Consider the following 21,786-nt stretch of genomic DNA (forward strand, 5'->3'; position numbering starts at 1 on the left):
TTTGATTGGTGCAGGCAGACGAACTGCCAACATTTAAAGCGAGGGCGTACTTATATTATTGCCGCTGCGCCTCAGCGCGGCTGTCGGGGGCTTCCCGATCGATATTCGGCACTTAAGCCGTTAAATTCATTTTTTGGCCAGTTCCTGGCTGATAGTCCAGAGTTCCCGGCGCTCCTCACTGCTTAAACCGTGTGTGCGATCGCGAGCTATCAACTCTTCTTGTCGCAGTTCCAGCAGTGAGTCAAACATATGGTTGAGCGAGTCGGTGAAGGTTTGTTCAGCGATATCCTTATCTGCTATATCGTCCCACATCGACAGTTTTTCAAGGGTTGCTGCTTCATTTGTCCCGCGATACTGCTCTAAAAGTTGCCCGGTGGTCAGACCTGGCTGCGCCAGACACGTATTGACCAGTTCGCTGAATAAACCAAGCCCTGGCATCTTCTGCTGATCCAGACCCGTTAAGGGCGGAACCAGCGGCGCCAGATCGGGGTTCTGCACCAGTAACCCTATAAGTATACGCATGGTCGTGCGTTTTAGCTGCGGCGCCGGGCGTTGAGCGCTATTTTCCGCCTGTTTCGGCATTAAACGTTCAAGCTGGGCGTCATCCAGAATACCCAGCTTGTTACCCAGCTCCTGACGCAAATAGATGCGCAGCGTTTCACCCGGCACCTGGGTTATCAGCGGCAGCGCCAGCGTACTCAGCTGCGCGCGCCCATCCGGAGTGCTCAGGTCGACCTGCGGCATCAGGCTATTGAATAAAAACGTGGAGAGCGGCTGTGCCTGCTCCATCCGCGCTTCAAACGCCTCTTTGCCCTCTTTACGCACCAGCGTATCCGGGTCTTCGCCATCAGGTAAAAACATAAAACGCAGCTGGCGGCCATCGGTCATATACGGCAGCGCCGTTTCCAGCGCGCGCCATGCCGCATCGCGGCCAGCCCGGTCGCCGTCGTAACAGCAGATGACCTGATTGGTCGCCCGGAACAACAGCTGAATGTGGTCGGCGGTCGTCGAGGTGCCCAGCGAGGCCACGGCATAATTAATGCCGTACTGCGCCAGCGCGACGACATCCATATAGCCTTCGACCACCAGCAGACGCTGAGGTTCGGCGTTATCCTGCTGCGCTTCATACAGGCCGTACAGCTGGCGGCCTTTATGGAAAATATCGGTCTCCGGGGAGTTCAGGTATTTTGGCAGCGCATCGCCCAGCACGCGCCCGCCAAAACCAATCACCCGGCCTCGCTTATCGCGGATCGGGAACATTACCCGTTCGCGGAAGCGGTCGTAACTGCGCCCCTGATCGTTGGTGACCAGCATGCCTGCATCAATAAGCGACTGGCGGTTTTCCTGATTGCCGCCAAAACGTTTTAAAACGTTATCCCAGCCAGGGGGAGCGAAGCCTATTGCGAAGCGGGTAATCACCTCGCTGCTTAAGCCGCGTTTTGCCAGATACTGGCGCGCGGGTTCGGCGGCGGGTTGATTCAGAGACTGTTGGTAAAACGTGTTCAGACCGTCCAGCAACTGATAGAGATTTTGCCGCTGATGCCGTTCTATCTGGCTCGGTCCATTACCTGCTTCATAGGGCACTTCAAGGTTGTGCATGGCGGCCAGCTCTTCGACGGTTTCGACGAACTCGAGCTTGTCGTAGTTCATCAGAAAGTCGATGGCGTTGCCGTGCGCACCGCAGCCGAAGCAATGGTAAAACTGTTTTTCACCGTTGACGGTGAAGGAGGGGGTTTTTTCGTTATGGAATGGACAACACGCGTGATAATTCTTGCCCTGCTTTTTCAGCTTCACCCGAGCATCGATCAGATCGATGATGTCGGTGCGCGCCAGCAGGTCATTGATAAATACGCGTGGGATTCGTCCAGCCATATGCCCCGTAATCTATACACTGCATCCTGCAAACGGCCTCGATGTATTGCCTGAAGACAGTTTGAACGATCTCGTGTATCTGCTAATGCATAAACGAAAATAAGCCGCGCATTCCTTTCGGAAGCACGGCCTTACAACTACAACTCGGTCTGAATTGAGAGCTTCGCTCTCAACAGATTAGTACAGACGAGTGCGGCGTGCGTTTTCGCGAGCCAGTTTCTTCGCGTGACGTTTCACTGCAGAAGCTTTAGCGCGCTTACGTTCGGTAGTCGGTTTTTCATAGAACTCACGACGACGAACTTCCGCCAGAACACCTGCTTTTTCGCAGGAACGCTTGAAGCGACGCAGAGCTACGTCGAACGGCTCGTTTTCACGTACTTTAATTACCGGCATGTGCCTCTCACCTTTGATTAATTCGGTTTGCCGCTGGCCGCAATGCCAGCTTATTTCAAAATGGTGCGGAATTTTACTGCAACTACTGCTGCTTTGTAAAGCACCGGCGCCTTTTTTGAAAGGGGACTTTTATAAGGGTGAGGAGTATACACGAAGAGAACACCAGGGGTGAGCAAAGTTTTACATCGCCGGTCATTGGTCCTACACTGCGCGGTATTGAAACGAGGTAAAACAACTCATGCGTGTACTGGGAATTGAAACATCCTGCGATGAAACCGGCATCGCTATTTACGACGATAAACAAGGTCTGTTAGCCAACCAACTGTATAGTCAGGTGAAATTACATGCTGACTACGGCGGCGTGGTGCCTGAGCTGGCGTCGCGCGACCACGTACGTAAAACCGTTCCGCTGATTCAGGCGGCGCTCAAAGAAGCGGGCCTGACGGCGAAAGATATTGATGCCGTTGCCTATACGGCAGGCCCTGGCCTGGTGGGCGCGCTGCTGGTCGGCGCGACCGTTGGCCGCTCCCTGGCGTTCGCCTGGAACGTGCCGGCGATCCCGGTACACCATATGGAAGGGCATCTGCTGGCGCCGATGCTGGAAGATAACCCGCCGGCGTTCCCGTTCGTCGCTCTGCTGGTTTCCGGCGGCCACACCCAGCTGATTAGCGTCACCGGCATTGGTCAGTATGAGCTGTTGGGCGAGTCAATCGACGATGCCGCTGGCGAAGCCTTTGATAAGACGGCGAAACTGCTGGGGCTGGATTATCCCGGCGGGCCGATGCTGTCGAAAATGGCGTCCCAGGGCACGGAAGGTCGCTTCGTCTTCCCGCGGCCGATGACCGATCGTCCAGGGCTTGATTTCAGCTTCTCCGGCCTGAAGACCTTCGCCGCCAATACCATTCGTAACAACGGCGACGATGAGCAAACCCGTGCCGATATCGCCCGCGCATTTGAAGACGCGGTTGTCGATACGCTGATGATTAAATGCCGCCGCGCGCTGGAGCAAACCGGCTTTAAGCGTCTGGTGATGGCGGGAGGCGTGAGCGCTAACCGTACGCTGCGCGCGAAGCTGGCGGAAATGATGAGCAAACGCGGCGGCGAAGTATTTTATGCCCGCCCTGAGTTCTGTACCGATAACGGCGCGATGATCGCTTACGCCGGGATGGTCCGCCTGCAGGGCGGCGGCAATGCCGGTCTCGGCGTGACCGTGCGGCCGCGCTGGCCGTTGGCAGAACTGCCGGCCGCCTGATAAGCCTGTTACAAACAAAAGCCGCCCATCGAGGCGGCTTTTTTACGCGTGGATTAAGGCTGCTGATAATCCTCGGCGTCGATGTCGTAGCCCGACGGCTCCCAGCGGATAGCCAACAGCGACAATAGCCCAATCAGCGGCGCCGCGGCGATGCTCCAGAAGACGCGGGTATCCAGCGCGGCGACCAGCAGCGGGAAGAGGAATAAAGAAAGCGTTGAGCTGCCGCGCATGAGCGTCTGGTTGAGCCCGACGCCAACGCCGCGCAGCGATGTCGGATAGCTTAACGAGGCGAAGGTCATGGTGTGCGCGCCGGGGCCGAATCCCTGGCCGAAAAGGAACAGCGCCAGCATCGCCACGGCAGCGACGCCTTCACCTGCGCCATCAGGGCGGCCAATCAGCGCCAGGCCGAGCAGCGCCGTCAGCTGGCAGCCATAACCCGCCAGCGACATCCGCCACGCCCCGAAGCGCGGTACCAGGCGTACCGCCAGTATCCCTCCCACGAAAGCGAACAGCAGATTCAGCGCCAGCGAAATCAAAATCGTCGTCAGCATCGATTGCACGAAGAAGCTGGAGATGATCACCGGCAGACCGAACGCGACGGCGTTATAGGCAAACGAGGAAACCACTGACAGCAGGGTAGAGAGCGTCGTGCGGCGCAGGTAGACGCCGCGGAACAGGCGCAGATAGTTACTCCATTGGGCGCTACGAACTTTGGGCGCCGGTTTTTCCAGCGCGTCCTGGGCAACGTGCGCATTGATGTTGTACGCCTGGCGTAGAATAGAAGCAGCTTCACGCAGGTTACCCTGGTTGGCGGCCCACACCGGCGATTCGCTCATGTAGCGGCTGCGGATGGCGATAATCACCAGCGCCGGGATGGCGCCAAAACCAAGGATAATCCGCCATAGCCAGTCACTATGGCTTTCCGGCAGGACGGCATAAAAAAAGAGTACCAGCAGATATGAAATGCTGATCGCCGCGTACCACGTTGGGCACCACATCGCCACGCTGGCCGCCTTGTTGCCGGGACCTTTGAGCCTCGCGAATTCGCTGAGAAACGCCATCGCCACCGGCAGGTCGATCCCGACGCCCAGCCCCATCACGAAGCGCGCGCCGGTAAGGACGTATTCATTCGGCGCCAGCGCGCAGGCGATGGCCGCTACCACGAAGAACAGCATATCCGCCATAAACACGCGGTAGAGGCCAATTTTGTCGGTCAGATAACCGCCGAGCAGCGCGCCAACGATAGCGCCGAAGGTGATGGCCGAGGCGACCATCCCGGTACCGGCAGGGGTCAGGTTGAATTCCCGGGTGATATCTTTCAGGCCGAAGGCCAGCGAGCCAAGATCGTAGGCATCAAGGAAAATACCGCCGAGGGCGATTCCCATGACGATACGCGCGTTATTGCGCCCGCTGCTGCCTTCGTTGATGAGGCGCGAGACGTCCGCCGCGCTGCCGATCCATTTTACTTCCCCGCCGGGCGACGCAGAGGTTGCCGCAGGCGTCGCGTTAATTACATCAGTCATGGTGTTGTGCTTTTTTCTCTTATAAAGAGCTTCAGAGTAAACAGCGATGCGGGGACGAAAAAATCATTTTTGGTTATAACTCATAACTAAGTTATTGTAGTGAAAGGATTATCTTTGGTTTTCTCATTTGCCGCTATGATTGGCTAAAAAAGTGGGAAATAGAATGCGTTTGTGGCGGCAAAACGGCCCGGCACAGGTGGCCGGGCGCGGGGATTATTTCTGCTCTGGCGTTTTTTTCTTCTTCTTAAAGCGTGACCAGATTTTCGTTTCCTGACGGCGCCACAGACGCTGGATATTGTCGTGATGGCGTAGCAGGATCAGGCAGGAGAGCATGGAGACCGGGAAGGTGTACTGCGGTTTGAACCACCAGACGTAGAAAGGGGCTACCAGCGCGCTGACGATAGCGCCCAGCGAGGAATACCCGCTGAGCAGAATAGTCAGCAGCCAGGTGCCGGCCATTACGCCGGTGAGATCCCAGCCGATGGGCGCGATAGCGCCAAATGCGGTCGCCACGCCTTTACCGCCGCGGAAATTAAAGAACACCGGCCAGATATGGCCTACGCAGGCGGCGATCGCCACCAGCCCGAGCCAGAACGGCGTCAGACCGAGCGCCCAGGCGCCCCAAACCGGCAGCATCCCTTTCAGGACATCAAAAATTAATACCGTTACGGCTGCTCCCTTGCCGCCAATTCGGAGTACGTTCGTCGCCCCGGGGTTGCCGGAACCGCTATCGCGAGGGTCGGGCAAACCAGCAAGACGGCACACCAGAATGGCGCTGGAAATTGAGCCGCAGAGGTAGGCGAGGATAACTAGTCCAGGCGCGATTGCACTCATCAGCTGTTCCATTTTGAAAACGTCGTTAGAACCCCACCCATTTTCGTGTTAACAGCTTGTTGGCTTTCTCTGCGCGATAGGTTACATAGTGATGCTGCTATGTTCCCGTAATCTTGCTGCGTCGCCGCTGTCAGGGCACGTGAATTCTTTAGGGGATGTCTTTGCATCTGTGGATAATACGCATAATTCGCCGGAAGTGGTATCCGGTTTAGCCAAAAAGCAGGCAGGTCGTGATGGATATTGTATTTATAGAGCAACTTTCGGTAATCACCACTATCGGTGTTTACGACTGGGAACAGACCATCGAACAGAAATTAGTGTTCGATATCGAAATGGCGTGGGATAACCGCAAAGCGGCCGCCAGCGACGATGTGAGCGATTGCCTGAGCTATGCTGATATCAGCGAACTGGTTATCAACCACGTTGAGGGCGGGCGTTTTGCTCTGGTCGAACGGGTGGCGGAAGAGATAGCCGATCTACTGTTGCAAAAATTCAATTCTCCGTGGGTGCGGATTAAAGTCAGCAAGCCTGGCGCGGTGGCCCGTGCGGCCAACGTTGGCGTGATCATTGAACGTGGCAGTAATCTGAAACAAAACGTTTCTCGTCATAATGTTTAAACAAATTTGTTTTATACCGGTCTTAGTGCCTGGATTTTAATTTTACTTTTTATTTTAAGGGTTTATTGAATGGGCGATTTACACTCGCTGCTGATAGCGGCAATTTTGGGTGTGGTTGAAGGGTTGACGGAGTTTTTACCGGTTTCCAGTACAGGTCATATGATTATCGTTGGCCATCTCCTTGGTTTTGAAGGGGATACCGCCAATACTTTTGAAGTTGTAATTCAATTAGGATCTATTCTCGCCGTCGTCGTGGTGTTCTGGCGTCGACTGTTTGGCCTGATCGGCATTCATTTTGGCCGTCCTCTGCAGCATGAGGGCGTAAGCCAGGGGCGCTTGTCGCTGATTCATATCCTGTTAGGCATGATCCCGGCGGTGGTGCTGGGGCTGGTGTTTCATGACCTGATTAAATCGCTGTTTAACCCGGTTAACGTGATGTACGCGCTGATTGTCGGCGGCTTCCTGCTGATCGCGGCGGAGCTATTCAAACCGAAAGAGCCGCGCGCGTTGGGTCTTGACGATATGACCTATGGTCAGGCGTTTGCCATCGGCTGCTTCCAGTGTCTGGCGCTGTGGCCGGGCTTCTCTCGCTCCGGAGCGACCATTTCCGGGGGCATGCTGATGGGCGTTAGCCGCTATGCGGCATCCGAGTTCTCATTCCTGCTGGCGGTACCGATGATGATGGGCGCCACCGTGCTGGACGTCTACAAGAGCATCGGCTTCCTTAATACCGGGGATATTCCGATGTTTGCCGTCGGTTTTATCATGGCGTTCATCGTGGCGCTGATTGCGATTAAAACCTTCCTGCAGCTGATTAAACGTATTTCGTTTATTCCGTTCGCAATCTACCGCTTTATCGTCGCGGCAGCAGTTTACGTGGTCTTCTTCTAAGGCCCAGGCCCTCAGCCTTGCGGCTGGGGGCAACGTTGTTCTTTCCACTGCCCCACGGCCGCAATTCTGCGCCGCGTCAGCTCTTCGCGAATCTCCGGTCCTTTGAAACCTTCCGCTACCACCTCTTTAGTGGAGACCGACTGCGCCACTTCCCAGGCCTCAAGCAGCAGGCGCCCCTGCGGATAATCGCAGGATTCAAAACCGGTACGCCCGCGCACGTCAGCCTCGCTGGTGAGGGCGATTTGCTGTACACGCTGCGGCTTGCGCCAGGCATCGATGCTATCAAACAGCTTCACGATGGTTTTTGGCTGCAGAATCGGCAGGGTGTGGATCAGATCGTGGAATTCGGCGACCAGTCTGGCCAGATCGCGAATATCGTTCGGCACCCGCAGGCGCTGGCAAATCTGTTCCACCAGCTTCACCCCCGCCGGGCCGTGGCCATGGTGGCGCGGCCAGAACTCTTTGGGCGTTAAGCCCTTGCCAAGATCGTGGCACAGGGTGGCGAAACGGACGTCGATGGCCGGCGATAGCATCGCCGCCATGGTGAGCGTCATCAGGGTGTGAACGCCGGTGTCGATTTCCGGATGCCATTTGGCCGGCGCGGGGACACCGTACAGGGCGTCGATTTCCGGGAACAGAACCTTCAGCGCGTGACAGTCGCGCAGGGTCTGGAAAAAGACCTGCGGATTACGCGTGCCAAGCGCGTTTTCCGTCTCTTTCCATACCCGCTCCGCCGTCAAATGCGCCAGTTCGCCGGCGTCCGCCATCGCGCGCATCAGCGCCATGGTTTCATCGGCAATGCGAAAACCGAGATGGGCATAACGTGCGGCAAAACGCGCGACGCGCAGTACACGTAGCGGATCTTCGCTAAAGGCCGGGGAGACGTGGCGCAGCAGGCGCTGGCGTAAATCGGCCTGGCCGCCATAGGGATCGTAAATCTGACCGTCAGTGTCCTGAGCCAGCGCGTTAATGGTGAGATCGCGGCGCAGTAGATCTTGCTCAAGGGTGACGTCAGCGGCGGCATAACAGGTGAAACCGGTATAGCCGGAGCCGGATTTACGTTCGGTACGCGCGAGGGCGTACTCTTCACGGCTTTGCGGGTGAAGAAACACGGGAAAATCGCGGCCTACCTGTTGGTAGCCCGCGTCGAGCAACTGCTGTGGCGTGGCGCCAACCACCACCCAGTCTCTGTCTTTGACCGGTAGTCCTAATAACGCATCTCGTACCGCACCACCGACCAAATAAATCTTCACGCCTGTTTCTCCCGCATCGACTTTTCGCAAGATGATACGTAAGTCTGGCAGAGAAGACGAATTAGTTCATCCACCGGTCTTTACGCTTGCGGCTCGGTACCAGATGCGGCAGCACCAGACCAAGGATCAGACCGACGCCAAGCACGCCGCCGCCGTACATAAACCACTGCATGATAATGGTGCGCTGTTTATCATCAAGCTGCAGATTCGCCGCGTTCACCTTTTTTTGAGCGACAACCAGCTCGTTTTTCAGCTTTTGGTTCTCTTCTTTCAGGGCATTGATCGCGCCATCGCTACCGGCGACTTTTTTCTGCATGTCGGCGGTACGCTGGTTCCAGGTGGCGTCAATATTGTTCAGTTTGTCGGTCAGCGTTTTGACCTGATTTTCCAGATCCGGCACGCGAATGCGCAGGCTGGGCTCGTTGCTCAGCTCTTTCAGCGGGATCCAGGCGGTACGGCCGTTGCTATCGCGTACCTGCGCGTAATTCGTGCTGTCGTTGGTTTGCAGAACGTCGACGGCTTCGCCGGCGTTAATGGTGCCGACCAGACGATAGTTATCGCCAGGACCGCTGCGAACCCAGGTGCTCAGCTCATCGGAAACGTAGCGCTTTTCTTCTGCGTGAACCGCCGTAGCGGCGCTAAGCGCTAGCAATGTAAAGGTAATAAGGCGTAATTTTGGCATCAGGTCATCGTTTGGTCATAAAAAGTTGAACGATAGTAGTGGCATCGCCAGAGCGACGCAAAGTTTTCCGCCACAATCGGAATCATCCAAATGCAGCTGGCAAATGCGCATTGCATGGCGATTCGCCGCAAAATACTATTTACTGACAAAAAATATCGTCATTAGTTCGCCGCATTTTCCCGGCGACGCTTATCAGGTGGAAGAATTCAGCCATGGCTCAAGAAATCGAACTGAAGTTTATCGTTGCCCACGACGGCGTTGAGGCGCTGCGCCAGCATCTCAATTCGCTGGATGCGCAGCACACGCCGGCAGGCCAACTGCTGAATATTTACTACGAAACCGCCGATAACTGGCTGCGTCGGCACGACATGGGGCTGCGGATCCGCGGCGATCGGGAGCGTTATGAAATGACGCTGAAAATTGCCGGTCGGGTGGTGGGCGGCCTGCATCAGCGTCCGGAATACAATATTCCGCTGGAAAAAGCAGAGCTGGCGCTGGATAAACTGCCGGCAGAAGTCTGGCCGCAGGGGCAGTTGCCGGCAGAACTGGCGCAAAATGTGCAGCCGCTGTTTAGCACTGATTTCCTCCGCGAGAAATGGGTGATGAAAGAGGGCAGCAGCCAGATTGAGATAGCTCTTGACCTTGGCGAAGTGAAAGCCGGTGAGCATCAGGAAGCCATTTGCGAACTGGAGCTTGAGCTGTTGAGCGGCGATACCGCCGACATTCTGGCGCTGGCGCGACGTTTACTGGCAACCGGCGTATTGCGCCAGGGCAGCCTGAGTAAAGCGGCGCGCGGCTATCAGCTGGCGCAGGGCAATGAAGCGCGTCCGGTTAAACCGTTAACGGTAGTGGGCGTGGCGGCGAAAGCCAGCGTCGAGCAGGGGCTGGAAGCGGCGCTGGAAAGCGCGCTGGCGCACTGGCTCTATCATGATGAAGTCTGGAACCGGGGCAACGCGGCAGCTAAACGTGAAATCCAGCAGGCGATGGCTCGCGTTCGCCATGCGCTGGTGCTATTTGGCGGCATTGTGCCGCGAAAAGCCACCGTACAGTTGCGTGAATCGCTCACTGAGGCCGAAGCGGCGCTGGACGGCGCGGAGAAAGCCGAAGCGGCGTTGTTCAACCGCGCCACGGTTGGCGCCAAACTGCTGCTGACCGAATGGCTGGTTACCCGCGGTTGGCGTTCGTTCCTCAACGAGGCGGGGCAAAAGAAAATCGCCGGTTCGTTCAAACGCTTTGCCGATATCCAGCTGTCGCGAGCGGCGGCGGAGCTGAAAAGCAACTTCCAGCAAACGCAGGACGACTACAGCGATCGGCTCACGCGTCTGGCGCGCGAGATCGACAGCATTCAATTGCTTTCCAGCGCCTATGCCGGGGTAGCCGAGGCCTGGCTGGAAAACTGGCAAGAGGTGCGCCGCGCTATCGAGAACAATGACCGCAGCGTCATCGAATATTTCCGTCGTCAGGCGCTGGCCGCGGAACCATTCTGGCTGCATAGTGGAAAACGATAATTTCAGGCCAGGGAGACCCCTATAATGGCGCTTTCTTCGCAGTTACAGCAGCACTGGCAGACGGTTGTTAACCGGCTTCCGGCAGATTTTCCCCTGCAAACGTTAAGTTCGCAGGCGCAGTCGGTGATGACGTTCAGCGAGTTCGTTGAACAGAATCTGGTCGCTCAGCCGCAGTGGCTGGCTGAACTGGAAAGCGCGCCGCCGCATGCCGACGAATGGCGCCATTACGGCGACTGGCTGGCGGAACAGCTACAAGACGTGACTGACGAGGCCGCGCTGATGCGCGAGCTACGCCAGTTCCGCCGCCGGATGATGGTGCGTATCGCCTGGGCTCAGGCGCTGCTGCTGGTGAGCGAAGAGAGCAGTTTGCAGCAGCTCAGCGCCCTGGCGGAGACCTTAATCGTCGCCGCCCGCGACTGGCTGTACGCCGCCTGCTGCCGGGAGTGGGGGACGCCATGCAATGCGCAGGGCGAAGCGCAGCCGCTAATGATCCTGGGCATGGGGAAACTGGGCGGCGGAGAGCTTAACTTCTCTTCCGATATCGACCTGATTTTTGCCTGGCCGGAACACGGCGCCACCCAGGGCGGACGCCGTGAGCTGGATAACGGCCAGTTCTTTACCCGTCTGGGCCAGCGGTTAATTAAAGTACTCGATCAGCCGACGCAGGATGGCTTCGTCTACCGCGTGGATATGCGTCTGCGACCATTTGGCGACAGCGGCCCGCTGGTGTTGAGCTTTGCGGCGCTGGAAGATTATTACCAGGAGCAGGGGCGCGACTGGGAGCGCTACGCGATGGTAAAGGCGCGGATCATGGGCGATAACGACGGCGTGTACGCCAACGAACTGCGCGCCATGCTGCGCCCGTTTGTCTTCCGCCGCTACATTGATTTCAGCGTCATTCAGTCTCTGCGTAACATGAAAGGGATGATCGCCCGTGAAGTGCGCCGCCGCGGCCTGACAGACAATATCAAGCTCGGCGCGGGGGGCATCCGCGAAATCGAATTTATCGTCCAGGTTTTCCAGCTGATCCGCGGCGGTCGCGAACCGGCCTTGCAGCAGCGCGCGCTGTTGCCGACGCTGACGGCGATTGACGAGCTGCATTTGCTGCCGGAAGGCGATGCCGCCCAGCTGCGCGAAGCCTATCTGTTCCTGCGCCGTCTCGAAAACCTGCTGCAGAGCATTAACGACGAACAAACCCAAACCCTGCCGCAGGATGAGCTCAACCGCGCGCGCCTGGCGTGGGGGATGCGCGTCGCCGACTGGCAGACACTCAGCGCACAGCTTGAAGAGCAGATGCGCCGCGTGCGTCGCGTCTTTAACGAACTGATTGGCGACGATGAAGCGCAATCGCCGGATGAACAGCTGGAAGAGTACTGGCGCGAACTGTGGCAGGACGCGCTGGAAGAAGACGACACTACGCCGGCGCTGGCGCACCTTGATGACAACGATCGGCGCAGCGTGCTGGCGCTGATCGCCGATTTTCGCAAAGAGCTCGACCGGCGCACCATTGGCCCGCGCGGGCGGCAGGTGCTCGACCAGCTGATGCCGCATCTGCTCAGCGAGGTCTGCTCACGGGCGGATGCGCCGCTGCCGCTGGCGCGAATCACCCCATTACTGACCGGAATCGTCACCCGTACCACCTATCTGGAGCTGCTCAGCGAATTCCCCGGCGCGTTAAAACACCTGATTAGCCTGTGCGCCGCTTCGCCGATGGTTGCCAGCCAGCTGGCGCGCCACCCGCTGCTGCTGGACGAACTGCTGGATCCGAACACGCTTTATCAACCGACGGCGACCGATGCGTACCGCGATGAACTGCGCCAGTATTTGCTGCGCGTGCCGGAAGAAGATGAAGAACAGCAGCTGGAAGCGCTGCGTCAGTTTAAACAAGCGCAATTGCTGCATATCGCCGCCGCCGATATTGCCGGCACGCTACCGGTGATGAAAGTGAGCGATCACTTAACCTGGCTTGCCGAGGCGATGATCGACGCGGTGGTGCAGCAGGCGTGGCTTCAGATGGTCGCCCGCTACGGTCAGCCGACCCATCTTCGCGACCGCCAGGGGCGCGGTTTTGCGGTAGTAGGTTACGGTAAACTCGGCGGTTGGGAACTGGGTTATAGTTCCGATCTCGATCTGGTCTTCCTCCACGACTGTCCGATGGAGGTGATGACCGACGGCGAGCGGGAAATCGATGGTCGCCAGTTCTATCTGCGCCTTGCCCAGCGAATCATGCATCTTTTCAGCACCCGCACCTCGTCGGGCATCCTGTATGAAGTGGACGCTCGCTTACGTCCATCCGGCGCGGCGGGCATGCTGGTGACCACCGCCGATGCCTTCGCCGATTATCAGCGCAATGAAGCCTGGACCTGGGAGCATCAGGCGCTGGTTCGCGCCCGGGTGGTGTATGGCGACCCGGCGCTGCAGGCGCGCTTCGATGCGATCCGCCGCGATATCCTGACCACGCCGCGTGAAGGCGCAACGCTGCAGACCGAAGTACGTGAGATGCGGGAAAAGATGCGCGCTCATCTCGGCAAAAAGCAGCGCGATCGCTTTGATATCAAAGCCGATGCCGGAGGGATCACCGATATTGAATTTATTACCCAATATCTGGTGCTGCGCTACGCGCATGAAAAGCCAAAGCTGACGCGCTGGTCCGATAATGTGCGTATTCTGGAACTGCTGGCGCAGAACGACATCATGGATGAGGACGAGGCGCGGGCGCTTACCCATGCCTACACTACGTTACGCGATGCGTTGCACCATCTGGCGCTGCAGGAGCTGCCGGGCAACGTTGCGCCGGATGCTTTCGACGGCGAACGTCAGCAGGTGAGCGCTAGCTGGCAGAAGTGGTTGATGGCTTAACTAACAAATCGGGTGTGCTATTATCGCGCGCAAAGTTTGCATCTCGCAGGAGAGAGTAATGAAAGTAACGCTGCCAGAGTTTGAACGTGCAGGAGTGTTGGTGGTAGGCGATGTGATGCTGGACCGCTACTGGTACGGCCCCACCAGCCGTATTTCCCCGGAAGCCCCGGTGCCGGTGGTGAAGGTGGAAAATATCGAAGAACGCCCTGGCGGCGCGGCTAACGTGGCGATGAACATTGCGTCGCTCGGCGCGACTTCTCGTCTGGTCGGCCTGACCGGTATCGACGATGCCGCGCGCGCGCTTAGCAAAGCGCTGGCTGACGTAAAAGTGAAGTGTGATTTCGTGTCGGTACCGACGCATCCGACCATCACCAAGTTGCGCGTGCTGTCGCGCAACCAGCAGCTGATCCGCCTCGATTTTGAAGAGGGTTTCTCCGGGGTTGATCCACAGCCGATGCATGAACGTATTCAGCAGGCGCTGGGTTCGATCGGCGCGCTGGTGCTGTCAGACTACGCGAAAGGCGCGCTGGCCAGCGTGCAGACCATGATTAAGCTGGCGCGGGATGCCGGCGTTCCGGTGCTGATTGATCCGAAAGGCACTGAATTTGAACGCTACCGCGGGGCAACGCTGCTGACGCCGAACCTGTCTGAATTCGAAGCGGTCGCCGGAAAGTGTAAAGATGAAGCGGAAATCGTCGAACGCGGGATGAAAATCATCGCCGACTTCGAGCTTTCCGCACTGCTGGTAACGCGCTCCGAGCAGGGTATGACGCTGCTGCAGCCGGGTCGTCCGCCGCTGCATATGCCGACCCAGGCGCAGGAAGTGTATGACGTCACCGGGGCAGGCGACACGGTTATCGGTGTGCTGGCGGCGACGCTGGCGGCGGGTAACACCCTGGAAGAGGCCTGCTATTTCGCTAACGCCGCGGCCGGTGTGGTGGTCGGCAAGCTGGGGACTTCCACCGTTTCGCCAATCGAGCTGGAAAACGCGGTGCGCGGGCGTGCCGATACCGGTTTTGGCGTGATGAGCGAAGAAGAGCTGAAACAGGCGGTCGCCGCGGCGCGTAAGCGTGGCGAAAAAGTGGTGATGACCAATGGCGTGTTCGACATTCTGCACGCGGGTCACGTTTCGTATCTGGCCAATGCGCGCAAGCTGGGCGATCGTCTGATCGTCGCCGTCAACAGCGATGCCTCAACCAAACGTCTGAAAGGCGAAACCCGCCCGGTGAATCCGCTTGAACAGCGGATGATCGTGCTGGGAGCGCTGGAAGCCGTCGATTGGGTCGTGTCGTTTGAAGAAGATACGCCGCAGCGGCTGATTGCCGGGATCCTGCCGGATCTGCTGGTGAAAGGCGGTGATTACAAGCCGGAGCAGATCGCCGGCAGCGAAGAGGTATGGGCCAACGGCGGCGAAGTGCTGGTGCTCAACTTTGAAGATGGCTGCTCGACTACCAATATTATCAAGAAGATTCAGAAAGATAGCGACAAATAATCAATACGCTTTACCGCTCTGAACGGAGCGGTCTACAACGGCCTGCGGGGATACCTTCGCGGGCCGTTTTTATTTAATCATGCGGAAAATGATTTAGCGCAATAAATAACCCGGTTAAGCGCATTTTTCGTACAAAATACGTTAAGGTAAGCGTAAATACTGAAGTGAGTAAAAGGCATATGACCAATCAGAACGCCAACGGCTGAAGGAGTATGCGGATGAACCATAACGATATGTATTCTATGAAGAACTTCGATTTTCTGGCACGTAGTTTCGCCAGGATGCACGCGCAAGGCCATTCGGTTGATCTTCAGGCTATTGTCGGCAATATGGATGAGGAACATCGTGAATGGTTTTGCCAACGCTATGAGCTTTATTGTCGTCAGGTGAATAGCCCGGCCGAGTTAGAGCACTAAGCCAAATGAAAACGGGCCATTCAGGCCCGTCAGACTACTGACAAAGAAGGAAAAAGCGTGGTTTTTCCTTCTTTGTGGTTATCAGCCGAAAATCAATAAATTGATTTTCCATATTTTTTATCGGTGCAATCTGTAAGTGCAAAGATTGCATGAGGTTTATCATCAATCTCAAACGGGCCATTCAGGCCCGTTTTTTTATTGCTGTTCTTCGCTCTTCGGCGCAGCTGAACGGCTTTCCAGATCGCTAATGCGCTGCTCCAGTAAAGCCAGCTTTTCGCGGGTGCGCAGCAGAACCTGAGTTTGCACATCGAACTCTTCGCGGCTGACCAAATCCAGACGAGTTAACTGCGATTGCAGTACCTGGCGGATTTTCTTTTCTACGTCATCTCCAAGATCGCGAAGGCCTTTCGGCATCGATTCATGGACCTGGCGAGCGATTTGTTCAATTTTTTTCGGGTCAATCATGGCGGATTCCTGCACTGGTCTAGTTAGCGTTCATTGTAGTGCGAACGGGAGCGCCTATAAACCACAAATGTAAGATGTCGAGTGAGTAGCCATTGATGAAGATAGTTAATGGCGTTATAGTTATCTCGCTTATTCTCAGGGCGGGGCGAAATTCCCCACCGGCGGTAAATCAACCTGCGCGTTGAAAGCCCGCGAGCGCTTCCAGTGAAAACGGGAAGGTCAGCAGATCCGGTGTAATTCCGGGGCCGACGGTTAAAGTCCGGATGGGAGAGAGTAACGGCTCAGTCGGGTTACGATCCGCTTGCGTTGACTTTTGCCGCTAAACCGGCACTCCTAAGACTGCCCTGATTCTGGTAACCATAATTTTAATGAGGTTTTTTTACCATGAATCAGACGCTCCTTTCTTCTTTTGGTACCGCTTTTGAACGTGTGGAACACGCTTTAGACGCACTGCGCGAAGGCCGCGGTGTGATGGTGCTTGATGATGAAGACCGTGAAAACGAAGGCGATATGATTTTCGCCGCCGAAACCATGACCGTTGAGCAAATGGCGCTGACCATTCGTCACGGCAGCGGCATTGTCTGCCTGTGCCTGACCGAAGATCGCCGCAAGCAGCTTGACCTGCCGATGATGGTGGAGAACAACACCAGCGCCTACGGCACCGGCTTTACCGTGACCATTGAAGCGGCAGAAGGCGTAACCACCGGCGTATCCGCCGCTGATCGCATCACGACCGTGCGCGCCGCCATTGCCGATGGCGCGAAACCCTCCGATCTCAACCGTCCGGGCCACGTCTTCCCGCTGCGCGCGCAGCCAGGCGGCGTAATGACCCGCGGCGGCCACACTGAAGCGACCATCGACCTGGTGACCCTTGCGGGCTTTAAACCGGCAGGCGTTCTCTGTGAACTGACTAACGACGATGGCACCATGGCGCGCGCGCCGGAGTGCATCAAGTTCGCTCAGCAGCACAACATGGCCGTTGTCACCATTGAAGACCTGGTGGCTTACCGCCGCGAGCACGATCGCAAAGCCAGCTAAGTTACCGCTGTTCTGATGACAAGCCCACTTTACGGTGGGCTTTGTTGTTTCTGGGTCGAGCTAATATGCTTTCTCTGCGGGTACATGGGAGAGATTTTTCACCTTCAAATTTTCTGATGATGATCATCACGCTTATCTGAGTTTATCTGCGGCTAAAAGGGCGTAATGTGAAGGAATCAAATACTCCCTACTGAAGGATACCATCATGTCCCGTACCCGTATGCCAGCGTTGTTTTTAGGCCATGGTAGCCCGATGAACGTGCTGGAAGATAATATCTATACCCGCGCCTGGCGTCATCTCGGCGAAACGCTGCCGCGGCCGAAAGCTATCGTGGTTATTTCCGCGCACTGGTTTACTCGCGGGACGGGCGTGACGGCGATGGAAGCGCCGAAAACCATTCATGATTTTGGCGGTTTCCCGCAGGCCTTATACGATACGCACTACCCTGCGCCGGGATCGCCGGAGCTGGCGCAGCATCTGGTTGACCTGCTGGCGCCGGTGCCCGTCGCCCTCGATAAAGAGGCGTGGGGTTTTGACCACGGTTCGTGGGGAGTGCTGATAAAAATGTACCCTGATGCCGATATTCCCATGGTTCAGTTAAGTATCGATAGCACTAAGCCCGCGGCATGGCATCTGGAGATGGGGCGTAAGCTGGCGTCGCTGCGTGATGAAGGCATTATGCTGGTGGCGAGCGGCAACGTGGTGCATAACCTGCGTACCGCGCGCTGGCATGGCGAAAGCACGCCGTATCCGTGGGCCCAGTCGTTTAACGACTATGTCAAAGCGAATCTGAACTGGAAAGGGCCGGTCGAAGCGCATCCGCTGGTGAATTATTTAAGCCATGAAGGTGGTTCGCTCTCTAACCCAACGGCTGAGCACTTCCTGCCGCTGCTCTATATTCTGGGAGCGTGGGATGGTGAAGAGCCGATAACGATCCCGGTCGAAGGGATGGAAATGGGGTCGCTGAGCATGCTGTCGGTGGTCGTGGGAGCCGCGTAACGGCAGCTATCGCACATGAAAAAACCCCGGCTACTCAGGTTGCCGGGGTTTGCCGTTATTCGACGAAAATGTGCGGATAGAAACGCGAAAGATCCTGGGTGATCAGCGCCCGATCTTCACGGATGCCGATCCCGGCAGGCTGGTCGTTAATAAGCCAGCTGCCAATCAGCGTATAGCTATCGCCAAATTTCGGCAGCGGATAAAACTCCTGCACGATGGTGCCTTCTTCCCCGTACGGACCTTCCACCGCCTCCACCACTTTGCCATTTTCAACGATCGACACGTTGGCGCCTTCGCGGGAAAAGATCGGCTTAATGACGTACTTCTCAAGCTGCGGATGGTTATCTTCGCTGAAGTAAGCCGCCAACAGGTTAGGGTGGTTGGGGAACATTTCCCACAGCATCGGCAGCAGCGCCTTGTTGGAGATAATGCTCTTCCATGCAGGCTCCAGCCAGCGTACGCCGGCGTCTTCCAGCTTGGTGGAGAACATCTCGCGCAGCATAAATTCCCACGGATAGAGCTTGAACAGATTACCGATGACCTGATCCTGTAAATCGGTAAACTGACCTTTTTCGCCAAGACCGATATCTTCGATATACAGGAACTCGGTGGCGACGCCCGCTTCTGCCGCGCAGTCCTGCAGATACTGTACGGTGCCGCGGTCTTCAACGGTATCGCGGCAGCAGGCCATATGCAGCAGCTGGAAGCCAAATTGTTCACGCAGCTCGCCGAAGCGTTCAATCAGTTTTTCCTGCAGGCTGTTGAACTGATCGCTGTCGGCAGGCAGATTACCGGCGTTAAGCTGATCTTCCAGCCAGATCCATTGAAAGAACGCTGCTTCATATAGCGAGGTTGGCGTATCCGCGTTGTTTTCCAGCAGCTTCGGTTCGCCCACGCCATCCCAGGCCAGATCCAGACGCGAGTACAGCGACGGCTGGTTGGTTTTCCACGACTGACGCACAAAGCCCCAGGTGTGCTTAGGGATGCGGAATTTGGTCATCAGCTCGTCGCTGGCGATCACTTTCTCAACGACCTGTAGACACATTTGATGCAGCTCGGCGGTGACCGCTTCGAGCTTTTCAACCTGCGCCAGCGTCAGCTTGTAGTAGGCCTCTTCGCTCCAGTATGGCTCGCCGTACATGGTGTGAAAGTTGAAGCCATACTCGGTCGCTTTCTCGCGCCAGTCCGGGCGCTCGGTAATGCTGATTCTTTCCATGCCGCTTAACCGCCCATCGAGCGTGAAGAGGAGCTGGAGCCCGCGGCGCTACGCTGCATCGTCGATTGCTTAGCGACGGATTCGCCGAAACCACCACGGGTGACGGTCGTGGTGGTGGCCGGTTTCGGCGCCATCGCGGTTTTCGGCACGTTCATGGTACGGCCCGGTTGCGCCGCGCCATAGCTCTTACCGCTGGCATCGGTGTACTGGCCGTAGGCCGGGCTGGCCGGGTTCTTCGAGCTAAACAGCGGCTGCTGCGCGGCCATGCCGCCGCCCATCAGACGACCCATCATGTAGCCGGCCATCAGTGGCATCCAGAAGCTGCCGCTGCTTTGCGCCTGCGCCTGGTTTTCCGGGGCGACGCCCGCCTGAGCCGGCGCCTGCTGGCATTGGCCTTCGCCGAACTCGGCGACGCAGTCTTCACGGCTGGCGTATTTCGGCGCGGTGCGCGCGGCTTCTTTCACCGCGTTATTGTAGGCGGTGGTGCACTCTGCGGCTTTGCTTGGGTTAGCCGCGGAGCAGTCATCGGCGTTCTGATACAGAGAAACCGTCTCGTCAGTTTTTTCGCAACCGGCGAGCATAAAGACGGCGGTGACGGCAAGGGCGACCGGCGTCAGGTGGCGAGCGCTCCAGCTTTTGCGGAACGACGCATGATTAATATTTTTTGTCCGTTTCATATTTGTCTTCCAGGACCCAGTGGTAGTGCGTTTGTCAACGCTCAGGATAGAGTATGAGTGGTGGAAAATGAAGCGAAAGAGGGGAAAAGCGGAGGTCTTTACGTTGCCTTACGTTTAACGCCCCGCCTGACCCGAAGGCCAGACGAGGCGTCATCGCGTTCAACGATTAGTGACTAAACGGATTGGAACCGCTGGTCTTCGTCGTACGGGCGGCAGCCGGCTGTGCGGAGGCGGTGTTCGCATAACCGTCAGCGGCGGCGTCCTGCTGCGGATTTTCCGGCGCGACGCTGTCCGGTGAAGTCGGAATCGCTTTACCCAGCGTGTTGTTCAGCGCGATCAGATCCTGCTCGTTCAGCGTGCCGAGAGCGGACTTGATGTTCAGCTCGTTGATCAGGTAGTTATAACGGGCGTTGGAGAGCTGCTGCTTGGCGTTGTACAGCGTGGTGGTCGCATCCAACACGTCAACGATGGTACGCGTACCCACCGAATAACCCGCTTCCATCGCATCCAGGGAGCTCTGCGCAGAGACAACGGCCTGTTTGTAGGCATTGATGCTGCTGATGGAGGCATTCACGTTGTTAAACGACGAACGCACGGTCTGCACCACGCTGCGGTGCGCGCTTTCCAGCTGCTCGCTGGCGCCGACAAAGTTGTACTGCGCCTGTTTCACCTGTGAGTTAACCATCCCGCCCTGATACAGCGGCAGGGAGAAGCTCAGGCCGACTTTGTTTTGCCCGACATCGGCGTCCTGGGAGATGTTTTTGGAACCGCTGTAACGGTTATTAGAGACGCCGGTAGAAGCGTTCAAATCAAGAGTAGGTAAATGACCATCCTGCGCCTGGCGAATCTGCTCACGAGCCAGATCCTGGTTCAGACGCGCCTGCAGCAGCGACAGGTTGCGGTTTTCCGCTTCCTTCAGCAGCGCGTTCACCGCCTGCGGTTTGCTGGTTTTGAAGCCGTTAACGTTCAGCGACGCCAGCTCCGGATAGTAGTTGCCGGTGACCTGACGCAGCTCTTCAACGGCGTTGTCGAGGTCGTTACGCGCGGTCACTTCATTTGCCAGCACGGCGTCGTATTGCGAGCGGGCGTTTTGTACGTCGGTGATGGCAACCAGGCCCACGTTAAAGCGCTGGGTGGTTTGGTCCAACTGACGATAGATAGCCTGTTTCTGTGCTTCGGTATAGGAGAGCGTATCGATAGCGGCCAGGACTTTAAAGTAAGCTGTCGCGGTATTCAGAATCAGCGTTTGCTGGTCAGTCTGATAGGTGACATCCTGAATGCCCGCCGCTTTTTCCTGCAGGGTCAGCGCGCGCCATTTCGACATATCGAACAGGGTTTGCGTTAACTGCAATGAACCGCTGGTGACGTTGGAGTTCTGGTTTTTGTAATCACGGAACCCGCTGGTATAGGTATAATCCGCGCCCAGACCGAGTTGCGGCAGTAATGGGCTTCGCGCTTCGTTGATCTTTTCGAATGCAGCATCGCGATCGGCTGCCGATTTACGCAGGTCAGGGTTGCTAATACGCGCCTGCTGATAAACCTGCAACAGGTTCTCTGCCTGGCTCATGGCGCTGAAGCCAGTCAGGCCCAGGCCGATAAGGATGGGAAAAAGTTTCTTCATTTGCATTCCTTGTTGTGAAGCATTTAGCGCTACTCAAATTCTAAAAATAATCGCTGATTGTATCGACTCTGTCGCCGTAAAAAGTTGGCGTTACGTGCCATAGGGCGGTAATTTGCACCAATCTAACATACAGGCTGTAAAACGGTAGCCAAACGGCCTATAAATCCCTACTTTCGG

20 protein-coding genes and 1 riboswitch are annotated in these 21,786 nt (G+C 56.9%); of the genes, 9 read left to right on the forward strand and 11 right to left on the reverse strand.

Annotated elements, in window-relative coordinates:
* Positions 1-126: 126 nt before the first annotated feature.
* Complete coding sequence (gene dnaG / locus ABLV07_RS03370) at positions 127-1,872, reverse strand: DNA primase (protein WP_015369629.1); 1,746 nt, start codon at positions 1,870-1,872, stop codon at positions 127-129.
* A 177-nt stretch (positions 1,873-2,049) separates the two neighbouring features.
* Positions 2,050-2,265, reverse strand: a complete 216-nt coding sequence (gene rpsU / locus ABLV07_RS03375) for a 30S ribosomal protein S21 (protein ID WP_001144069.1) — start codon at positions 2,263-2,265, stop codon at positions 2,050-2,052.
* Between the two features lie 238 nt (positions 2,266-2,503).
* Here rpsU and tsaD point away from each other — a divergent pair, with 238 nt between their 5' ends.
* The gene (gene tsaD / locus ABLV07_RS03380) at positions 2,504-3,517 is read left to right on the forward strand and encodes a tRNA (adenosine(37)-N6)-threonylcarbamoyltransferase complex transferase subunit TsaD (protein ID WP_015369630.1); all 1,014 of its coding nucleotides are present in this window, start codon (positions 2,504-2,506) and stop codon (positions 3,515-3,517) included.
* Between the two features lie 53 nt (positions 3,518-3,570).
* Here the strand turns inward: tsaD and ABLV07_RS03385 are convergent, their stop codons facing one another.
* Positions 3,571-5,040, reverse strand: a complete 1,470-nt coding sequence (locus tag ABLV07_RS03385) for an MFS transporter (protein WP_348853330.1) — start codon at positions 5,038-5,040, stop codon at positions 3,571-3,573.
* Positions 5,041-5,253: 213 nt separating this feature from the next.
* A complete protein-coding gene (plsY, locus tag ABLV07_RS03390; RefSeq protein ID WP_015703522.1) occupies positions 5,254-5,874 on the reverse strand; it encodes a glycerol-3-phosphate 1-O-acyltransferase PlsY in 621 nt (206 codons plus the stop codon).
* A 233-nt stretch (positions 5,875-6,107) separates the two neighbouring features.
* Between plsY and folB the strand changes: the two genes are divergently transcribed.
* Both folB and bacA read left to right on the forward strand, forming a co-directional pair.
* Positions 6,108-6,491 carry a bifunctional dihydroneopterin aldolase/7,8-dihydroneopterin epimerase gene (gene folB, locus ABLV07_RS03395; protein ID WP_020077905.1) on the forward strand — a complete coding sequence of 128 codons (384 nt, stop codon included), beginning with the start codon at positions 6,108-6,110 and terminating at the stop codon, positions 6,489-6,491.
* Positions 6,492-6,560: 69 nt separating this feature from the next.
* Entirely contained in the window at positions 6,561-7,382 is an 822-nt protein-coding gene (gene bacA / locus ABLV07_RS03400) for an undecaprenyl-diphosphate phosphatase (protein ID WP_045364168.1), read from the forward strand.
* 11 nt (positions 7,383-7,393) lie between these two features.
* Here the strand turns inward: bacA and ABLV07_RS03405 are convergent, their stop codons facing one another.
* Both ABLV07_RS03405 and ABLV07_RS03410 read right to left on the reverse strand, forming a co-directional pair.
* Positions 7,394-8,635 carry a multifunctional CCA addition/repair protein gene (locus ABLV07_RS03405; RefSeq protein WP_015703520.1) on the reverse strand — a complete coding sequence of 414 codons (1,242 nt, stop codon included), beginning with the start codon at positions 8,633-8,635 and terminating at the stop codon, positions 7,394-7,396.
* A 61-nt stretch (positions 8,636-8,696) separates the two neighbouring features.
* Positions 8,697-9,317 (reverse strand): TIGR04211 family SH3 domain-containing protein, encoded by a 621-nt coding sequence (locus ABLV07_RS03410; protein ID WP_015369636.1) that lies wholly within the window; start codon positions 9,315-9,317, stop codon positions 8,697-8,699.
* Positions 9,318-9,529: 212 nt separating this feature from the next.
* Here ABLV07_RS03410 and ABLV07_RS03415 point away from each other — a divergent pair, with 212 nt between their 5' ends.
* From ABLV07_RS03415 to hldE, 3 genes are read left to right on the forward strand one after another with little or no spacing between them, the layout of a single operon-like run.
* Positions 9,530-10,825, forward strand: a complete 1,296-nt coding sequence (locus ABLV07_RS03415; protein ID WP_015369637.1) for an inorganic triphosphatase — start codon at positions 9,530-9,532, stop codon at positions 10,823-10,825.
* Positions 10,826-10,846: 21 nt separating this feature from the next.
* Positions 10,847-13,684: a bifunctional [glutamate--ammonia ligase]-adenylyl-L-tyrosine phosphorylase/[glutamate--ammonia-ligase] adenylyltransferase gene (glnE, locus tag ABLV07_RS03420; RefSeq protein WP_162618994.1), complete on the forward strand. Its 2,838-nt coding sequence runs from the start codon at positions 10,847-10,849 to the stop codon at positions 13,682-13,684.
* Positions 13,685-13,742: 58 nt separating this feature from the next.
* Positions 13,743-15,176: a bifunctional D-glycero-beta-D-manno-heptose-7-phosphate kinase/D-glycero-beta-D-manno-heptose 1-phosphate adenylyltransferase HldE gene (hldE, locus tag ABLV07_RS03425; RefSeq protein ID WP_015369639.1), complete on the forward strand. Its 1,434-nt coding sequence runs from the start codon at positions 13,743-13,745 to the stop codon at positions 15,174-15,176.
* Between the two features lie 77 nt (positions 15,177-15,253).
* Here hldE and ABLV07_RS03430 read toward each other — a convergent pair whose 3' ends face one another.
* The gene (locus ABLV07_RS03430) at positions 15,254-15,403 is read right to left on the reverse strand and encodes a hypothetical protein (protein ID WP_015369640.1); all 150 of its coding nucleotides are present in this window, start codon (positions 15,401-15,403) and stop codon (positions 15,254-15,256) included.
* Between ABLV07_RS03430 and glgS the strand changes: the two genes are divergently transcribed.
* On the forward strand, positions 15,395-15,592 hold the full coding sequence (gene glgS / locus ABLV07_RS03435; RefSeq protein ID WP_015369641.1) for a cell surface composition regulator GlgS: 198 nt from the start codon (positions 15,395-15,397) through the stop codon (positions 15,590-15,592). The two genes, ABLV07_RS03430 and glgS, sit on opposite strands and share 9 nt — an antisense overlap.
* A 195-nt stretch (positions 15,593-15,787) precedes the next feature.
* Here the strand turns inward: glgS and ABLV07_RS03440 are convergent, their stop codons facing one another.
* Positions 15,788-16,057: an accessory factor UbiK family protein gene (locus ABLV07_RS03440; RefSeq protein WP_015369643.1), complete on the reverse strand. Its 270-nt coding sequence runs from the start codon at positions 16,055-16,057 to the stop codon at positions 15,788-15,790.
* A 127-nt stretch (positions 16,058-16,184) separates the two neighbouring features.
* Positions 16,185-16,336, forward strand: a riboswitch (FMN riboswitch).
* Positions 16,337-16,441: 105 nt separating this feature from the next.
* On the opposite strand from ABLV07_RS03440, the gene ribB reads away from it, so the two are divergent.
* Both ribB and ygiD read left to right on the forward strand, forming a co-directional pair.
* On the forward strand, positions 16,442-17,095 hold the full coding sequence (gene ribB, locus ABLV07_RS03445; protein ID WP_015703517.1) for a 3,4-dihydroxy-2-butanone-4-phosphate synthase: 654 nt from the start codon (positions 16,442-16,444) through the stop codon (positions 17,093-17,095).
* 205 nt (positions 17,096-17,300) lie between these two features.
* Positions 17,301-18,095: a 4,5-DOPA dioxygenase extradiol gene (gene ygiD / locus ABLV07_RS03450; protein WP_015703516.1), complete on the forward strand. Its 795-nt coding sequence runs from the start codon at positions 17,301-17,303 to the stop codon at positions 18,093-18,095.
* A 55-nt stretch (positions 18,096-18,150) separates the two neighbouring features.
* Here ygiD and ABLV07_RS03455 read toward each other — a convergent pair whose 3' ends face one another.
* The 3 genes from ABLV07_RS03455 to tolC all read right to left on the reverse strand — a co-directional run bounded on the left by ABLV07_RS03455 (position 18,151) and on the right by tolC (position 21,609).
* Positions 18,151-19,311: a glutathionylspermidine synthase family protein gene (locus tag ABLV07_RS03455; RefSeq protein WP_015703515.1), complete on the reverse strand. Its 1,161-nt coding sequence runs from the start codon at positions 19,309-19,311 to the stop codon at positions 18,151-18,153.
* A gap of 5 nt (positions 19,312-19,316) precedes the next feature.
* Positions 19,317-19,988: a DUF1190 family protein gene (locus ABLV07_RS03460; protein WP_015369647.1), complete on the reverse strand. Its 672-nt coding sequence runs from the start codon at positions 19,986-19,988 to the stop codon at positions 19,317-19,319.
* A 166-nt stretch (positions 19,989-20,154) separates the two neighbouring features.
* Positions 20,155-21,609, reverse strand: a complete 1,455-nt coding sequence (tolC, locus tag ABLV07_RS03465) for an outer membrane channel protein TolC (RefSeq protein WP_015703513.1) — start codon at positions 21,607-21,609, stop codon at positions 20,155-20,157.
* Between the last annotated feature and the right edge of the window lie 177 nt (positions 21,610-21,786).

Origin of the sequence: Klebsiella sp. CN_Kp097, assembly GCF_040064495.1 — a bacterium.
GTDB lineage: Bacteria > Pseudomonadota > Gammaproteobacteria > Enterobacterales > Enterobacteriaceae > Klebsiella > Klebsiella aerogenes.

Bases quoted from the DNA above. Each gene is read 5' to 3' on its own strand.
- dnaG (WP_015369629.1), bottom strand. From the start codon at position 1,872: ATGGCTGGACGAATCCCACGCGTATTTATCAATGACCTGCTGGCGCGC.
- rpsU (WP_001144069.1), bottom strand. From the start codon at position 2,265: ATGCCGGTAATTAAAGTACGTGAAAACGAGCCGTTCGACGTAGCTCTG.
- tsaD (WP_015369630.1), top strand. From the start codon at position 2,504: ATGCGTGTACTGGGAATTGAAACATCCTGCGATGAAACCGGCATCGCT.
- ABLV07_RS03385 (WP_348853330.1), bottom strand. From the start codon at position 5,040: ATGACTGATGTAATTAACGCGACGCCTGCGGCAACCTCTGCGTCGCCC.
- plsY (WP_015703522.1), bottom strand. From the start codon at position 5,874: ATGAGTGCAATCGCGCCTGGACTAGTTATCCTCGCCTACCTCTGCGGC.
- folB (WP_020077905.1), top strand. From the start codon at position 6,108: ATGGATATTGTATTTATAGAGCAACTTTCGGTAATCACCACTATCGGT.
- bacA (WP_045364168.1), top strand. From the start codon at position 6,561: ATGGGCGATTTACACTCGCTGCTGATAGCGGCAATTTTGGGTGTGGTT.
- ABLV07_RS03410 (WP_015369636.1), bottom strand. From the start codon at position 9,317: ATGCCAAAATTACGCCTTATTACCTTTACATTGCTAGCGCTTAGCGCC.
- ABLV07_RS03415 (WP_015369637.1), top strand. From the start codon at position 9,530: ATGGCTCAAGAAATCGAACTGAAGTTTATCGTTGCCCACGACGGCGTT.
- hldE (WP_015369639.1), top strand. From the start codon at position 13,743: ATGAAAGTAACGCTGCCAGAGTTTGAACGTGCAGGAGTGTTGGTGGTA.
- glgS (WP_015369641.1), top strand. From the start codon at position 15,395: ATGAACCATAACGATATGTATTCTATGAAGAACTTCGATTTTCTGGCA.
- ABLV07_RS03430 (WP_015369640.1), bottom strand. From the start codon at position 15,403: ATGGTTCATCCGCATACTCCTTCAGCCGTTGGCGTTCTGATTGGTCAT.
- ABLV07_RS03440 (WP_015369643.1), bottom strand. From the start codon at position 16,057: ATGATTGACCCGAAAAAAATTGAACAAATCGCTCGCCAGGTCCATGAA.
- ribB (WP_015703517.1), top strand. From the start codon at position 16,442: ATGAATCAGACGCTCCTTTCTTCTTTTGGTACCGCTTTTGAACGTGTG.
- ygiD (WP_015703516.1), top strand. From the start codon at position 17,301: ATGTCCCGTACCCGTATGCCAGCGTTGTTTTTAGGCCATGGTAGCCCG.
- ABLV07_RS03455 (WP_015703515.1), bottom strand. From the start codon at position 19,311: ATGGAAAGAATCAGCATTACCGAGCGCCCGGACTGGCGCGAGAAAGCG.
- ABLV07_RS03460 (WP_015369647.1), bottom strand. From the start codon at position 19,988: ATGAAACGGACAAAAAATATTAATCATGCGTCGTTCCGCAAAAGCTGG.
- tolC (WP_015703513.1), bottom strand. From the start codon at position 21,609: ATGAAGAAACTTTTTCCCATCCTTATCGGCCTGGGCCTGACTGGCTTC.